16 protein-coding genes are annotated in these 15497 nt (G+C 59.2%); 8 read left to right on the forward strand and 8 right to left on the reverse strand.

Features of this window, described 5'->3' with window-relative positions:
- Positions 1-269 precede the first annotated feature (269 nt).
- The 4 genes from gcvT (at position 270) to ABLV64_RS22240 (ending at position 5602) form a co-directional block, all read left to right on the forward strand.
- Positions 270-1364 carry a glycine cleavage system aminomethyltransferase GcvT gene (gcvT, locus tag ABLV64_RS22225; RefSeq protein WP_004205303.1) on the forward strand — a complete coding sequence of 365 codons (1095 nt, stop codon included), beginning with the start codon at positions 270-272 and terminating at the stop codon, positions 1362-1364.
- A 24-nt stretch (positions 1365-1388) separates the two neighbouring features.
- On the forward strand, positions 1389-1778 hold the full coding sequence (gene gcvH / locus ABLV64_RS22230; protein ID WP_002916479.1) for a glycine cleavage system protein GcvH: 390 nt from the start codon (positions 1389-1391) through the stop codon (positions 1776-1778).
- A 145-nt stretch (positions 1779-1923) separates the two neighbouring features.
- A complete protein-coding gene (gene gcvP / locus ABLV64_RS22235) occupies positions 1924-4797 on the forward strand; it encodes an aminomethyl-transferring glycine dehydrogenase (protein WP_048295577.1) in 2874 nt (957 codons plus the stop codon).
- Between the two features lie 61 nt (positions 4798-4858).
- On the forward strand, positions 4859-5602 hold the full coding sequence (locus ABLV64_RS22240) for an SDR family oxidoreductase (RefSeq protein ID WP_004205307.1): 744 nt from the start codon (positions 4859-4861) through the stop codon (positions 5600-5602).
- Positions 5603-5796: 194 nt separating this feature from the next.
- Here ABLV64_RS22240 and ABLV64_RS22245 read toward each other — a convergent pair whose 3' ends face one another.
- The 6 genes from ABLV64_RS22245 to ABLV64_RS22270 form a co-directional block, all read right to left on the reverse strand.
- A complete protein-coding gene (locus ABLV64_RS22245; RefSeq protein WP_004205308.1) occupies positions 5797-6300 on the reverse strand; it encodes a protein disulfide oxidoreductase in 504 nt (167 codons plus the stop codon).
- A complete protein-coding gene (locus ABLV64_RS22250) occupies positions 6290-6901 on the reverse strand; it encodes a DsbA family protein (protein WP_017899795.1) in 612 nt (203 codons plus the stop codon). Before ABLV64_RS22250 ends, ABLV64_RS22245 begins: the two co-directional genes overlap by 11 nt.
- Position 6902: 1 nt before the next feature.
- On the reverse strand, positions 6903-8912 hold the full coding sequence (locus ABLV64_RS22255) for a protein-disulfide reductase DsbD domain-containing protein (protein ID WP_074384272.1): 2010 nt from the start codon (positions 8910-8912) through the stop codon (positions 6903-6905).
- Between the two features lie 49 nt (positions 8913-8961).
- Complete coding sequence (locus ABLV64_RS22260; RefSeq protein ID WP_017899797.1) at positions 8962-9321, reverse strand: hypothetical protein; 360 nt, start codon at positions 9319-9321, stop codon at positions 8962-8964.
- Positions 9322-9445: 124 nt separating this feature from the next.
- Complete coding sequence (bglA, locus tag ABLV64_RS22265; protein ID WP_049004121.1) at positions 9446-10879, reverse strand: 6-phospho-beta-glucosidase BglA; 1434 nt, start codon at positions 10877-10879, stop codon at positions 9446-9448.
- Positions 10880-10997: 118 nt separating this feature from the next.
- Positions 10998-11726, reverse strand: a complete 729-nt coding sequence (locus tag ABLV64_RS22270; RefSeq protein WP_004205316.1) for a MurR/RpiR family transcriptional regulator — start codon at positions 11724-11726, stop codon at positions 10998-11000.
- 49 nt (positions 11727-11775) lie between these two features.
- Here ABLV64_RS22270 and yqfB point away from each other — a divergent pair, with 49 nt between their 5' ends.
- Together yqfB and ABLV64_RS22280 are read left to right on the forward strand one after the other, a co-directional pair.
- Complete coding sequence (gene yqfB, locus ABLV64_RS22275; RefSeq protein ID WP_004205318.1) at positions 11776-12087, forward strand: N(4)-acetylcytidine aminohydrolase; 312 nt, start codon at positions 11776-11778, stop codon at positions 12085-12087.
- A gap of 162 nt (positions 12088-12249) precedes the next feature.
- Complete coding sequence (locus ABLV64_RS22280; RefSeq protein ID WP_004205319.1) at positions 12250-12909, forward strand: hemolysin III family protein; 660 nt, start codon at positions 12250-12252, stop codon at positions 12907-12909.
- Positions 12910-13059: 150 nt separating this feature from the next.
- Here the strand turns inward: ABLV64_RS22280 and ygfZ are convergent, their stop codons facing one another.
- A complete protein-coding gene (gene ygfZ, locus ABLV64_RS22285) occupies positions 13060-14043 on the reverse strand; it encodes a tRNA-modifying protein YgfZ (protein ID WP_155009280.1) in 984 nt (327 codons plus the stop codon).
- A 245-nt stretch (positions 14044-14288) separates the two neighbouring features.
- Between ygfZ and sdhE the strand changes: the two genes are divergently transcribed.
- Together sdhE and ABLV64_RS22295 are read left to right on the forward strand one after the other, a co-directional pair.
- On the forward strand, positions 14289-14555 hold the full coding sequence (gene sdhE / locus ABLV64_RS22290; RefSeq protein ID WP_002916312.1) for an FAD assembly factor SdhE: 267 nt from the start codon (positions 14289-14291) through the stop codon (positions 14553-14555).
- The gene (locus tag ABLV64_RS22295) at positions 14536-14946 is read left to right on the forward strand and encodes a protein YgfX (protein WP_004205323.1); all 411 of its coding nucleotides are present in this window, start codon (positions 14536-14538) and stop codon (positions 14944-14946) included. The genes sdhE and ABLV64_RS22295 overlap by 20 nt, the downstream gene beginning before the upstream one ends.
- A 6-nt stretch (positions 14947-14952) precedes the next feature.
- On the opposite strand, the gene fldB is transcribed toward ABLV64_RS22295, so the two are convergent.
- Positions 14953-15474, reverse strand: a complete 522-nt coding sequence (fldB, locus tag ABLV64_RS22300) for a flavodoxin FldB (protein ID WP_004205324.1) — start codon at positions 15472-15474, stop codon at positions 14953-14955.
- Between the last annotated feature and the right edge of the window lie 23 nt (positions 15475-15497).

Consider the following 15497-nt stretch of genomic DNA (forward strand, 5'->3'; position numbering starts at 1 on the left):
TCCCTAATCAGTGCCGCCTTAATGTTAATTTTATGTGGCATAAATCGCTTTTTTCCAGTCAATAACTCTGTAGGCTTTTCGGCGGATTTTAGTCATAAGCTAATGTGATGCCCTGAATGAGCTTATGGTTTAGTGCCGGGTTCGGTGGTAAGTTCAGGCAAAAGAGAACGTTTGCGTCGGCGTTCGTCAGCGATGCCGACACCCGATTTCGTGGCGAAAAATCGCCGACAATCTTGTGGCTGGTTCCGTTTTTATTCGATGAGGAAAAGATGGCTCAACAGACTCCGTTGTATGAACAACACACGCTGTGCGGCGCGCGCATGGTGGATTTCCATGGCTGGATGATGCCGCTGCATTACGGATCCCAGATTGATGAGCACCATGCGGTGCGCGGCGACGCAGGCATGTTCGATGTGTCGCATATGACCATCGTTGATTTCCACGGCAGCCGGACCAGAGAGTTCTTGCGCTATTTGCTGGCCAACGACGTGGCGAAGCTCACCACCCCGGGCAAAGCGCTCTACACCGGCATGCTGACCGCCTCCGCCGGCGTCATCGACGACCTGATTGTCTATTTCCTCTCTGAAGATTATTTCCGCCTCGTTGTTAACTCCGCCACCCGCGAAAAAGACCTCGCCTGGATTTCCGAACAAGCTGAACCCTACGGCCTCGAAATCATCGTCCGCGACGATCTGTCGCTGATCGCGGTCCAGGGTCCGCAGGCGAAAGCGAAGGCGGCGACGCTTTTTACCGACGCGCAGCGTCAGGCCGTGGAAGGTATGAAGCCGTTCTTCGGCGTGCAGGCCGGCGAGCTGTTTATCGCCACCACAGGCTATACCGGCGAAGCGGGCTATGAAATCGCCATGCCGAACGAGCAGGCGGCGGATTTCTGGCGCGGTCTGCTGGACGCTGGCGTTAAGCCATGCGGTCTCGGCGCGCGCGATACCCTGCGCCTGGAGGCCGGAATGAACCTGTATGGCCAGGAGATGGACGAAGGCGTCTCTCCGCTGGCGGCGAATATGGGCTGGACTATCGCTTGGGAACCGGCGGATCGTAACTTTATCGGTCGCGAAGCGCTGGAGATGCAGCGTGAAAAGGGCACCGAACAGCTGGTTGGCCTGGTGATGACTGAGAAAGGCGTCCTGCGCGGCGGCCTGCCGGTGCGCTTTACCGATAGCGACGGTAACCAAAAAGAAGGCATTATCACCAGCGGCACCTTCTCGCCGACGCTGGGCTACAGCATCGCGCTGGCTCGCGTGCCGGCCGGGATTGGCGACACCGCGGTGGTGCAAATTCGTAACCGTGAAATGCCGGTAAAAGTGACTAAACCTGGTTTTGTACGCAATGGCAAAGCCATTGTGTGATTTCCCTTTTTTGGAGATGAATTGATGAGCAACGTACCAGCAGAACTGAAATACAGCAAAGAACACGAATGGCTGCGTAAAGAAGCGGACGGCACCTATACCGTCGGGATCACCGAGCATGCGCAGGAGCTGCTGGGCGATATGGTATTCGTTGATCTGCCGGAAGTGGGCGCCACCGTCGAAGCGGGCGCCGATTGCGCGGTTGCCGAATCCGTGAAAGCGGCTTCCGATATTTATGCCCCGATTAGCGGTGAAATCGTTGCCGTTAACGAAGAGCTGAACGACTCGCCGGAACTGGTCAACAGCGACCCGTACACCGACGGCTGGATCTTCAAGATCAAAGCCAGCGACGAAGCGCAGGTTGCCGCGCTGCTGGATGCCGCCGCGTATGAAGCTCTGTTAGAAGACGAATAAATACGCGTCATCCTTCACGCTGCAGGGGCGTTGGCTTCCTGCCGCGCGAATGATTTTGCTTATTCCGGCCCGGTAAGCATCAGCGCTTGCCGGGCAAACCAGTCAGACAATCACGATTCACCGCACGTTTCAGGAACCATCGCTCATGACTCAGACTTTAAGTCAGCTTGAAAACCGCGACGCCTTTATTGAACGTCACATTGGCCCGGACGCTCAGCAGCAGCAAGAGATGCTGAAGACCGTCGGCGCGGATTCGCTTAACGCCCTGATCGGCCAGATTGTGCCGCAGGATATCCAGCTGGCGACCCCACCGCAGGTGGGCGACGCGACAACCGAATTCGCCGCGCTGGCAGAGCTGAAGGCGATCGCCGGTCGCAACAAGCGCTTCAAGTCTTACATCGGCATGGGCTACACCGCCGTGCAGCTGCCGCCGGTTATTCAGCGCAACATGCTGGAAAATCCGGGCTGGTATACCGCCTATACCCCTTACCAGCCGGAAGTCTCCCAGGGCCGCCTGGAATCGCTGCTCAACTTCCAGCAGGTCACTCTCGATCTCACCGGCCTGGATATCGCTTCCGCTTCGCTGCTCGATGAAGCGACCGCCGCCGCCGAAGCGATGGCGATGGCCAAACGCGTCAGCAAACTGAAAAACGCCAACCGCTTCTTCGTTGCCGCCGATGTCCATCCGCAAACCCTGGACGTGGTGCGCACCCGTGCGGAAACCTTCGGCTTCGACGTGATCGTCGATGACGCCGACAAAGTGCTCGATCACCAGGATGTCTTCGGTGTGCTGCTGCAGCAGGTGGGCACCACCGGCGAAATCCACGATTACAGCAAACTAATCGCCGAGCTGAAAGCGCGCAAAGTGATAGTCAGCGTCGCCGCCGACTTTATGGCGCTGGTGCTGCTGACGGCGCCGGGCAAGCAGGGCGCGGATATCGTCTTCGGCTCCGCCCAACGCTTCGGCGTGCCGATGGGCTACGGCGGCCCGCACGCGGCCTTCTTCGCGGCGAAAGATGAATTCAAACGCTCCATGCCGGGCCGGATTATCGGCGTATCGAAAGATGCGGCGGGTAACACCGCGCTGCGCATGGCGATGCAGACTCGCGAACAGCACATCCGCCGCGAGAAAGCGAACTCCAACATTTGTACCTCGCAGGTGCTGCTGGCCAACATCGCCAGCTTGTACGCGGTTTTCCACGGCCCGGCGGGTCTGAAACGTATCGCAGGCCGCATACATCGCCTGACCGACATTCTGGCCGACGGCCTGCAGAAGAAAGGGCTGAAGCTGCGCCATGCTCACTACTTCGACACCCTGTGCGTGGAAGTGGCGGATAAAGCCGCGGTGCTGGCGCGTGCCGAAGCCCTGCAGATTAACCTGCGCAGCGATATTCATGGCGCGGTGGGCATTACGCTCGACGAAGCGACCACCCGCGAAGACGTGCTCAACCTGTTCCGCGCCATCGTCGGCGACGATCATGGTCTGGACATCGATACCCTGGATAAAGATGTGGCGCTGGACAGCCGTTCCATCCCGGCGGCGATGCTGCGCGACGATGCGATCCTCACCCATCCGGTGTTCAACCGCTACCACAGCGAGACCGAGATGATGCGCTACATGCACGCCCTGGAGCGTAAAGATCTGGCGCTGAACCAGGCGATGATCCCGCTGGGTTCCTGCACCATGAAGCTGAACGCCGCGGCGGAGATGATCCCGATCACCTGGCCGGAATTCGCTGAGCTGCACCCGTTCTGCCCGGTCGAGCAGGCGGAAGGGTATCACCAGATGATCGCCCAGCTCTCCGACTGGCTGGTGAAACTGACCGGCTATGACGCCGTCTGCATGCAGCCGAACTCCGGCGCGCAGGGCGAATATGCTGGCCTGCTGGCGATTCGCCACTATCACGAGAGCCGCAACGAAGGCCATCGCGATATCTGCCTGATCCCAAGCTCCGCGCACGGCACCAACCCGGCTTCCGCGCAGATGGCGGGTATGCAGGTGGTGGTGGTTGCGTGCGACAAAAACGGCAATATCGATCTCGCTGACCTGCGTGAAAAAGCAGAGCAGGCGGGGGCGAATCTCTCCTGCATCATGGTCACCTATCCGTCGACCCACGGCGTATATGAAGAGACCATTCGCGAAGTGTGCGAGATCGTGCACCAGTTCGGCGGCCAGGTTTACCTTGACGGCGCTAACATGAACGCCCAGGTCGGGATCACCTCTCCGGGCTATATCGGCGCCGACGTTTCGCACCTCAACCTGCATAAAACGTTCTGCATTCCGCACGGCGGCGGCGGCCCGGGTATGGGCCCAATCGGCGTGAAAGCGCACCTGGCGCCGTTCGTGCCGGGTCACAGCGTGGTGCAGATTGAAGGGATGTTGACCCGTCAGGGCGCGGTTTCCGCCGCGCCGTTCGGCAGCGCGTCCATCCTGCCGATCAGCTGGATGTATATTCGCATGATGGGCGCGGAAGGGCTGAAGCAGGCGAGCCAGAACGCGATCCTTAACGCCAACTACATCGCTACCCGTCTGAAAGACGCCTACCCGGTGCTCTACACCGGTCGCGATGGTCGCGTGGCGCACGAATGTATTCTCGATATTCGTCCGCTGAAAGAAGAGACCGGCATTAGCGAACTGGATATCGCCAAGCGTCTGATCGACTTTGGCTTCCATGCGCCAACCATGTCCTTCCCGGTAGCGGGTACGCTGATGGTTGAGCCGACGGAATCGGAAAGCAAAGTGGAGCTGGACCGCTTTATCGACGCGATGCTGGCGATCCGCGCTGAAATCGACCGCGTCAAAGCCGGTGAATGGCCGCTGGAAGACAACCCGCTGGTGAACGCACCGCACACCCAGGGCGAGCTGGTGGGCGAGTGGAACCATCCGTACAGCCGCGAGCTGGCGGTATTCCCGGCTGGGTTGCACAACAAGTACTGGCCGACGGTGAAACGTCTGGACGATGTGTACGGCGACCGCAACCTGTTCTGCTCCTGCGTACCGATGAGCGAATACCAGTAAGTTTGCGTATTATCTATACTTTTAAAGGCGCTGCGGTGCCTTTATTTTTTGGAGGGAAGGTATGGGAATCGCTCTGATAAGCGGCGCGAGCCGCGGAATAGGCCGGGCGACGGCGCTGCTGCTGGCGCAGGAAGGGTATACCGTGGCGGTCAATTACCATCACAACATTAACGCCGCCACCGAGGTGGTGAATACCATTTTGGCGTCTGGCGGCAAAGCCACGGCGCTGCGGGCGGACATCAGCGATGAAGCGCAGGTGATGGCGATGTTTGAGGCGATTGACCGCATGGGCGAGCCGCTGACGGCGCTGGTCAACAACGCCGGGATCCTCTTTACCCAGTGTACGGTGGAGAGCCTGAGCGCCGAGCGCATTAACCGCGTGCTGGCGACCAACGTCACCGGCTATTTCCTCTGCTGCCGCGAGGCGGTCAAGCGCATGGCGCATCGGCATGGCGGTAAGGGCGGGGCGATAGTTAACGTGTCGTCGGCGGCGTCGCGCCTTGGCGCGCCGGGGGAGTACGTTGACTATGCCGCGTCGAAAGGGGCGGTAGATACCCTGACCACCGGGCTGGCGCTGGAGGTGGCGGCGCAGGGGATCCGGGTCAACGGCGTCCGTCCGGGGCTGATTTATACCGAAATGCACGCCTCCGGCGGTGAACCGGGGCGCGTGGATCGAGTGAAAGGTTCGCTACCGATGCGGCGCGGCGGCCAGCCGGAAGAGGTCGCTCAGGCCATTGCCTGGCTGCTGAGCGACAAAGCGTCGTATGTAACGGGTAGCTTCCTTGAACTGGCGGGCGGGAAATAACCCGTAGATGTCTATTGCCCGGCGGCGCTGCGCTTGCCGGCCCTACGGGGTCAAAGCCGAATGGTAGGCCGGGTAAGGCGTAGCCGCCACCCGGCATAAAAACCGCTAAAGCCCGACGGTCTAACAGGAGGCCGGCCACAGCCTCAGTACCCGTAGCCCGGCTAAGCGCAGCGCGAGCCGGGTAACCCGGCGGCCTACCAGGAGGCCAGCCACAGCCGCAGGCGCATTCCCCAACTGCTGGTCCAGCCGGTGGTAACCGACTTCACCTCGCCTCGATAAATCACCACCAGCGTTGGCGTCACCCGAATATCCCACTGCCGCGCCAGCTGGCCGCTCGGGTCATTTACCGTCGGCAGCGTCAGTTTCTTTCTGGCAAGCCACGTCTCCAGCGCGGCGTTATCGCCGGAGCGCAGGGCCACCGTCAGCACATTGCCGCCGTCGGCGGCAAGCGATGCCACCGACGGCGTGGTGTAGCGACAAACTCCGCACCAGGTGGCCCAAACGTACAGCAGCAGCGGCTTTTGCTGGCTCATGGCGTTCAGATCCACCGTCCTGCCGTCGAGGGCGTGCAGCGATGTGGCGCTGACGTTTTGCGGCAGCGCGGGCTGGCGAAAATAATCCACCGCCAGGCTCACCGCCGCGCCAATCAGCAGCCACACCGCCAGCTCGCGCAGCCAGCGCCTGATTTTACTGGCCACGGGCTTTCGCCAGCTGCTCTTTCACCAGCCCCTCCAGCTCATCAGCAGGGATCGCGCCGGCGACCATCTGATCGCCGATGATGGTCGCCGGGGTGCCCTGAATATTCAGCACCTGCGACAAAATCAGGTTCATCTTCAGCGAATCCATGGTCTTGTCATCGATATTTACACTATCGGTGGCGGTTTTCTTCTGCGCCGCGGCGATGCTGGCGTCATCGTGATAGCCTTTTTTCGCCATCAGCCGCTGATGCAGCGCCCAGAACTTATCGGGCTGCTGGCGCCAGGTCGATAGCGCCGCTTTGGCGGCATTGACCGAACTTTGCCCCTTGAACGGCAGCAGCTTAACGATCAGCTGAATGTCCGGGTTATCGTGGACGATTTTTTCCAGCAGCGGATCAAACTGTTTGCAGTAAGGGCAGTTGTAATCGGTAAACGAGACGATCGTCAGCTTTGGCGCTTTCGCGCCGGTGCGCGGGCTGTTCGGATCGTTAAACAGCAGCTGCGCCAGCTGGTCATTAGCGTTTGCTTGTGGTTCTTCCGCCGGGGCGGCGAAGCTGAAGGCGGATATGCACAGCAGCAATAAGGCGGTGATAGCTCTCATGTTATTTTCCTTGGGCGACGGACAGGGTGGCGAGAAGGTGTTCGCGATCTAACAGCGCAGGCAGGATCTCTCCCTGCGGCAATCCCGGTCCGTAAATCTGGTTAAACGGCACCGCAGCGCTGCCGCGAGTGGTTAAAAACTGACTAATCGTGGCGGAGGGTCGGCTCCAGTCGCCGCGCAGGGCGACCACGTCCGGCGCTAACAGCGCCTGCTGGACGTCATCGCGCAGCAGCACGTTGTATTTATTGGCTTTACAGGTCACGCACCAGTCGGCGGTGACATCAATAAACACCCGCTTATGTTCCGCCAGGGCGCTGGCGATAGCCTGCTCGCTGAGCGGCTGCCAGTTAACCCGGTCGCGGCGCGGGCCCTCGCCGTCAGATCGGGAGACTAAGGCGACGGCGCCCGCCACCACGATGGCCAGGGCGCCCGCGCGCAGCGCCGTCCGCCAGCGGTAGCGCCAGGCGGTGGCCAGCAGCAGGGCGATGGCCAGAATTACCAGCAGGGTAAGCACCGGCGTACGGCCGATGTGGATCGTCAGCAGGCTGACCAGCCATAGCGCTGAACCAAGCATCATTAGCCCCAGCAGTACGCGCAGATGATTCATCCAGCGGCCGGGACGTGGCAGTCGTTGCGCCAGCCCCGGCCAGGCAACGATCAGCAGCCACGGCAGGCTCATGCCGATCCCCATGGCGAAGAAAATGCCCCACAGCAGCGGCAGAGGCGCCACCAGCGCCACCGACACGGCGGTGCCAAGGAACGGCGCGGTGCAGGGGGTCGCCAGCAGGGTGGCGAAGGTGCCCTGCCAGAAATGGCCCATTAAGCCGTTGCCGCCGCGGGTGGCGAGGAAGGTACTGGCGCTGGAGGAGAGGCGGATTTCGAACAGCCCCAGCAGACTGGCGCTGAACAGGATCATCACCAGCGCCATGGCGCCGATAAACCACGGGCTCTGGAACTGGATCCCCCAGCCGAGCGCCTGATTACCCAGGCGTAGCGCGGTCATCATCAGCGCCAGCGCCAGGAACGAGACGACGATCCCGCACGCCGAGGCGAGGAACTGTCGGCGTACCGCGCCGCGTTCGCGATGTTCGGTTTGCACCAGCGAGCCGAGCTTCATGGCCAGCACTGGCAGCACGCAAGGCATCACATTGAGGATAAGCCCCCCGGCCAACGCCATCAGCAGCACCCAGCCTAACGTCAGCTCCGGCGCGGCGCTGCCGGCGCTGATGGCGATCTGGCTTTCCTGCGCCTGGCCGCTATCCGCCAGCACCAGCGACAAGGTTTTACCGCGCAGATCCGGTGCCGCTTCGCCCCAGCTATCGGTGACCGGTATGGTGGCGGTCAGCGTATCGCCGCGGCTGGTAAAGCTCGGCTTGCCGAAATCGACATCCTCCATGCTGTCGATAAACAGCGCTGGCTGCTGCCAGCCGGCATCGCGGCGAGCGGTCACCGTCAGTTTGCCGCTGACGTAGCTGGCGGTCAGCTGCGAAGTCAGACCATCGCCCAGCGGCAGCGTGCCCATCGCGCGGGTGAAATCGTAGCCAAAACCCTCCCCTGGCGGGGCCGTCATATCCAGCGAAAAGGGATAGTCAGTAAGAATGCAGACATTGCTGCAGGTGGATAACGTCAGTACGCCGCTGAGCGTCGGTGGTATCTTCCCGCGCAGCGTCATCGGGAAGCTGACGTCACCGTGATAGCCCTGAGTGGAAATGCCCGCGACGTCGAAGCGCTGCGGCGTCGGCCAGCGCCAGTCAACCTCCAGCGGCGTGTGCCAGGCGATAGCCGGCGCGATGCCGCCTTCCCCCGGCGAGCGCCAGTAGGTTTTCCAGCCCTTTTCCAGCGCCACGTCTAAAAGCAGGCGGGTATCGCCATTGCTCTCGGTTTGCGCCCGCAGGCGGACGCTGGCGTGTTGATTGTCGGCGGCGCGTAGCCAGCCGCTGTCGGCGGCCTGACTGACGGGCAGCCATAGCCAAAGCAGGCAGACCAGTAGTCGCCTGAATAACATAGACATAAATTTGCTCCATAAATGATGAATTAACCTGAACTGTCAGGAAAATCAGTCACTCACGGAAGACGCATAATCGCAGATGCACCCGCAATCGGGGCGGGGAGATAACGCGGGGAGGCCACTGGCGCTCGATACGCGGCGGGATCGCCGCCAGCACCGCCAGCAGCAGGGTGATAGCCAACAGCGCCCCTTCAAACAGCATCGGCGGGACGGCCATCAGCGACTTGGCGCTGAGTTCGCACGGCGTGACCGGCGCGTCGGCTTTATCCTGGGTTTGCTGTAGTGACGGGCTGTCGGCGGTGAGGTTCATGACCAGCGCGTGCATCCCGGCCATTCGCTGGGCGGTGCAGACCAGCACCACCAGACAGGCCAGGAGGACAAAAAGAATGGCTTTGCGTTGTCGCTTAATCATGAGCGCCTCAAATATTCACGAGGCCTATCTTATCGGGCGAACGCGTTTTGGCAATGGTAAAGCTGTAAAGAAGTGTCTGGCAGATAAGCGATTTGCCCTCTCCCGGCCGGGAGAGGGCGGTCAATTACAGATTCTCGCCGTTGCTGGCGATGACTTCTTTGTACCAGTTAAAGCTCTTCTTGCGCGAGCGGGACATGTCGCCGGTGCCGTCGTCGTGTTTGTTGACGTAGATGAAGCCGTAGCGTTTGCTGTACTGCCCGGTAGTGAAGGAGACGCAGTCGATGCAGCCCCATGGGGTATAGCCCATCAGATCGACGCCGTCATAAGTGACCGCTTTGATCATCTCTTCGATGTGGGCGCGCAGATAGTCGATGCGGTAGTCATCGTTGATGCTGCCGTCGGCTTCGACTTTATCGTAGGCGCCAAAGCCGTTCTCGACGATAAACAGCGGCTTCTGGTAGCGCTCATACAGTTCACACAGGGAATAGCGCAGACCGACCGGGTCAATCTGCCAGCCCCAGTCGGAGGCTTTGACGTGCGGGTTCGGCACGCTGCCTTCGAAGCCGGAAATGGCGTCGCCGGTGCCGCCTTCGGCTTTCACCGCGTTGGTCATGTAGTAGCTGAAGCCGAGGTAAGCGCAAGTGCCTTCGCGCAGGATCTGCGCATCGCCATCTTCCATCTTGATGTTGAAGCCGCGGCGCTCCCACTCATTCAGCACATAGCTCGGGTAGTAACCGCGCAGCTGGACGTCGGTAAAGACGTAGCGCTCGCGCATCGACTCCTGGGCAAACATGACATCTTCCGGTTTGCAGGAGTAAGGGTAGAGGGCGACCATCGCCAGCATGCAGCCGACCTGCATGTCCGGGTTGATGCGCCGCGCCGCTTTCACCGCCAGCGCGCTGGCGACGAACTGATGGTGCAGCACCTGGTACATGGTCTCTTCCGGATTGTCATGCTCGGTATAGACCACCCCGGAGCAGCAGTAGCCGAACAGCGGCGCGCGCCAGTTGCGCTGGTTGTTGATCTCGTTGAAGGTCATCCAGTATTTCACTTTGTGCTTATAGCGCTCGAAAACCACTTCGGCAAAGCGCACAAAGAAATCGACCACTTTGCGGTTGGTCCAGCCGCCGTACTGCTGCACCAGGTGCAGGGGCATCTCGAAGTGGGAGAGGGTGATCACCGGCTCGATGTTGTATTTCAGCAGCTCGTCGAACATGTCGTCGTAGAACTTCAGTCCCTCTTCATTCGGCTGGGTTTCGTCACCCTGCGGGAAGATGCGGGTCCAGGCGATAGAGGTGCGGAAGCATTTGAAGCCCATCTCGGCGAACAGTTTGATGTCTTCTTTGTAGCGACCGTAGAAGTCGACGGCTTCGTGGTTCGGGTAGTATTTTCCCGCTTCGACCTGGTGGGTGATTTCGCGCGGCACGCCGTGCGCCCCGCCGGTCAGCACATCGCAGATGCTGGGGCCTTTGCCGCCCTGATCCCAGCCGCCTTCAACCTGATGCGCGGCGACCGCGCCGCCCCATAAAAAATCTTTCGGAAGGGTTAATTTTTTCATCCTGGCTAATCTCTCTAATAACTATTGTTCTCGAGTCTAGCAAAGTGAAAGTGAATGTCACGATATAACAAATTCCGCCAAAGGTAATATGTTACATCAAAAAAACAGGCTGTTATTTTTAGCTGATTTTGCGCGCTAATTTACGTCCGAGGGATTCGAGAATATAGATCACTGGAATTTGCGTGGTAATATCGTAGACGCCGCCAATGCGGGTCTGCGGGACGTGCCAGGAGAGATTGAAATCGGCCAGTTTGGCCAGCCGCGAATGCTCGTGACTGGTAATCGACATCACCTTGCAATGATGCAGGCTGAACTGGCTGGCGAAACGCAGGATCTCTTCTGTTTCGCCGGAGACGGAAAGCACGATCGCCAGCGCGTTGCGGGCCATATCGTTGGTCACCGGAAAATAGGGGTCGTCAATATGGTTGCTAAATTTCCCGACGTTGGAGAAGAAACGGGCGCCGTATTTCGCCAGCGCGCCCGAGGTGCCCGCGCCGACAAAAATAATACGTTCTGAGGCGAGAATAATATCGACGGCCTGGTCTAGTAACCCATCGAACTCGTCATTATTAACGCTTTTAAAAAAGCTCATGATTTCACTGGCGCCGATATTTGCCTGTTGAGGCTCGTTCTGCTCAAGATATAATTTAAAACGTACGCGAAATTCAGAGTAGCCCTCGCACTGCAGTTTGCGGCAGAAGCGCAACACGGTGGTGGTGGAGACGCCGGCGGCTTCGGCCAGTTCGCGGATGGTCATGTACATCACTTTGTCGCGATTCTTTATGACGTAGTGGTAGACCATCATCTCAAGATTATTGAGACTGGCGACAGCGGCGTGGGAGAACATACTCACAGGGCGAACTCACAATTCATAATGACCAGGACGGAATTATATCATGCAGGCCAATGACATTACCTTTTTTCAGCGTTTTCAGAACGACATCCTCGCCGGGCGCAAAACCATTACTATTCGCGATGCGGCGGAGTCGCACTTTAAGGTCGGCGATGTGCTGCGCGTTGGGCGCTATGAAGACGACGGCTATTTTTGCACCATCGCCGTGACCGCGACCTCGACAGTGACCCTCGACACGCTGACCGAACAGCATGCTCAACAGGAGAATATGACCCTGGGGCAGCTGCGGCAGGTCATCAGCGACATCTATCCTGGCGAGAGCCAGTTTTATGTCATTGAATTCAAAACGCTTTAAGATAAGCAGGAACAACTGTGAGTTGAAATAATAATGTAACAGTTTGATTTTAATGTATTTACAAATATACATCTTTTTATTTTAGCTAACAGGTGTTCACTGGAATCATTCTCAGTTACCCTAAGTGAGCAATGAAAGCGTTCTTGTTTTCAGGAGTCCAATATGGTGCGCAAACCATTAATCACTCAGGGATATTCTCTGGCAGAGGAAGTTGCCAACAGCATCAGCCACGGGATCGGGCTGGTGTTCGGTATCGTCGGGCTCGTGCTATTGCTGGTGCAGGCGGTGGACACCAACGCCAGCGCGACGGCGATCACCAGCTACAGCCTGTACGGCGGCAGCATGATTATGCTGTTCCTCGCCTCCACGCTCTATCACGCGATCCCGCATCAGCGGGCGAAACAGTGGCTGAAGAAATTCGACCACTGCGCTATCTACTTGTTAATCGCCGGGACCTATACGCCGTTTTTGCTGGTGGGGCTGAACTCGCCGCTGGCGAAGGGGCTGATGATCGTCATCTGGAGCCTGGCGCTGCTGGGGATCCTGTTTAAGCTGACCATCGCGCACCGCTTTAAAATTCTGTCGCTGGTGACCTATCTGACCATGGGCTGGCTGTCGCTTATTGTGGTCTATCAGCTGGCGGTGAAGCTGGCGGTGGGTGGCGTAACGCTGCTGGCGGTTGGCGGGGTGGTGTACTCACTGGGGGTCATCTTCTACGTCTGCAAACGTATTCCCTATAACCACGCTATCTGGCACGGCTTCGTGCTCGGCGGCAGCGTGTGTCACTTCCTGGCGATCTATCTTTACATCGGCCAGTCCTGATAAACATCCCACGGTGGCGCTGCGCTTACCGTGGCTACAATACGCTACGGCCTGGAAATTCCACGGTGGCGCTACGCTTACCGTGGCTACAATATACTGCGGCCGGGTAGCCCGGCTAAGGCGCAAGCGCCGCAAGCCGGGAACTTTTCCTTAATCTTCTTCCAGCGAATACGGCAATGGTTTGATGCTCAGGCTGCCGGCATCGTCGCGCACGCGGAACACGCTGTCCGGCTCCATGTCATTATTCATCACTACCTGGACCATCAGGCTTCCGTCATCCAACTGTATGGCTGCCAGCACCGTACCGGTGCGGCGCCAGTTGTCGCCCATCTTCAGCTCCAGGTCTTCCCCGGCTTCCGGCACCCGGCTGGCGGTACCTGACAGCGTCCACAGCGCGCGCTTATTGGCGCCGCGGAATTTCGCCCGCGCCACCATCTCCTGACCGGTGTAGCAGCCTTTTTTGAAGCTGATGCCGCCCAGCGCCTGCAGGTTGGTGGCCTGCGGAATGAACTGCCCGCTGTTGGCGCTGTCGATAACCGGCAGACCGGCTTCAATATTCAGCGCCAGCCACTGCTGGCTGTTGTTGAGCTGCGCTTCGCCGCGCAACGCGTCGGTGACGCGGTTGGCGGTGTCGACATCGGTCACCAGCAGGAAGCGCTCGCCCGGGTGTTCAAACCACAGCAGGCTGGTGGCGCCTTCGCTGACCACCGGAGTGGCGGCGTCGGGCAGAGCGGCGAACAGCGGCGCCAGCGCGGCGCGCGCCTGGAAGCCGGCCACCCCCAGCAGAACCAGATCGTCGTTGGCGGCGATGGTGACTTTGGAGAAGACGGCATATTTTTTCAGCTCGGTCAGCTGCGCGTCGCGCAGGCTGCGGCGTTCAATCCACGCGAAGCCGCCGTCGCGACGGAATACGCGCAGGTTGCTCCACATCTTGCCTTTGGCGTCACAGTGGGCGGCAAGCAGATGCTGAGCATCGGTGAGACTGCTCACATCGGCGGTAATCTGCCCCTGCAGGTATTTTTCGCTGTCTGGCCCGCTAATCGTCGCCAGCGCCCAGTCATCCAGGGTCATCAGCGTTAACGGCAGACGAGCGGAAGAGGAAGGCTGACGCGGAGGAAAAGGTGTAAAAGCCATAGTCATATCCTGAATCGCTTAACGCAGTGTGTGTGACCAATGGTAAAAGAGCTATAGTGCATTGCAAGTGCTTTCAACAGGCCATTTGTGCGCTGACGTTTGGTGAAGGCCCGGCGTGGGAAAACAATAAGCCCATCATTATTTTATGGTTTTTATGGAAGGATGCTCGCATTCAGCGATATTCCTGTAAAGTTACGGCAGAAAACGGGTTAAACTAACCAATATTTTGCTGCTGGAAGGTCAACATGGACATTAACAATAAAGCTCGTATCCACTGGGCATGCCGCCGCGGGATGCGCGAACTCGACATCTCCATCATGCCGTTCTTTGAGTATGAGTACGATACCCTCAGCGACGCTGACAAACAGCTGTTCATTCGCCTGCTGGAAAATGACGATCCGGATCTATTCAACTGGCTGATGAACCATGGCAAACCGGCCGATGCGGAGCTGCAGCGGATGGTAACCTTAATTCAGACACGGAATCGGGAACGTGGTCCTGTGGCAATCTGATCTCCGTATCTCCTGGCGCGCGCAGTGGTTTTCTCTGCTGCTCCACGGCGTTGTGGCGGCGCTGGTGCTGCTGGTTCCCTGGCCGTTAAGCTACACCCCGATCTGGCTGCTGCTGCTGTCGCTGGTGGTCTTTGACTGTGTGCGCAGCCAGCGACGGATCCATGCCCGTCGCGGGGAGATAAAACTGCTCACCGATTCCCGGCTGCGCTGGCAAAACGCCGACTGGGAGATCCTCGGGACGCCGTGGGTTATCAATAGCGGTATGCTGCTGCGTTTGCGCCATGTCGATACCCGGCGCGGACAGCATCTTTGGCTGGCGGCGGACAGCATGGACGCCGGAGAGTGGCGCGATCTGCGCCGGCTGGTGCTGCAAAAACCGGCGCAGGAGTAAGCCGCGTCAGGAAAAGTGTTCGGCCATTTCGCCGAGGATCTGCTCGCACCAGCTCTGGATGCGCTCGTCGCTCAGGTCGTACTGGTTGGTTTCATCCAGCGCCAGGCCAACGAACAGTTGGCCATCCGCGATCACCGGTTTCGGGCTGGTGAACTCATAGCCTTCGGTTGGCCAGTAGCCGACAAACTTCACGCCTTTGGTCGCCAGCTTGTCATGCAGCATGCCCAGCGCGTCAAGGAACCATTCGCCGTAGCCCAACTGATCGCCCATGCCGTAGAGCGCGACGATTTTGCCCTCCAGGTCCAGGGTGTCCAGCTGGTCCCAGACCGCTTCCCAGTCTTCCTGAATTTCGCCGAAATCCCAGGTCGGGATGCCGAGGATCAGTACGTCGTACTGGCTCATCAGCGCGGGGGAGTCATCTTTCAGATTGTGCAGCGTCACCAGCTCGGGGCCGATGATATCGCGGATTTTCTCCGCGGCCATTTCGGTATAGCAGGTACTGGAGCCGTAAAACAGACCTATATTCATCGCGTAAACATCTCGATTCTTGC

Source organism: Klebsiella sp. JB_Kp031 (genome assembly GCF_040064295.1).
GTDB classification, from domain to species: Bacteria; Pseudomonadota; Gammaproteobacteria; order Enterobacterales; family Enterobacteriaceae; genus Klebsiella; species Klebsiella quasipneumoniae.